Source organism: Dankookia rubra (genome assembly GCF_004355005.1).
Taxonomy (GTDB): domain Bacteria; phylum Pseudomonadota; class Alphaproteobacteria; order Acetobacterales; family Acetobacteraceae; genus Paracraurococcus; species Paracraurococcus ruber_A.
The window spans coordinates 1-222 of record NZ_SMSJ01000419.1 but is presented as its reverse complement, the minus strand read 5'-3'; the positions used below and the strand labels follow the sequence as shown (position 1 = coordinate 222).

The 222-nt window shown below is 66.7% G+C and carries 1 pseudogene; it reads left to right on the top strand.

The window, feature by feature from the left end:
• A pseudogene (locus E2C06_RS37150) lies at window positions 1–116 on the top strand (IS66 family transposase); the annotation flags it as partial.
• Between the last annotated feature and the right edge of the window lie 106 nt (window positions 117–222).

Sequence of the window (222 nt, the reverse complement as noted above, 5' to 3'; positions counted from 1 at the left end):
ACAACAACCCGGTCGAGCGGGCAATCCGGTCGCTGGCCCTTGGCCGGAAGAACTGGCTGTTCGCCGGATCCGACACCGGCGGCCAGCGTGCCGCGGCGATCGCCTCGCTCAGGGAGTGTCAGGAATTCCGTGTGCGTCCGGTCGGTTAACGACTTGCTCAGGCCAGGGCTTTGGTGAAGCGCTGGCCGAACAGGACGGCGAACTGAGCCTTGGCCATGGCCC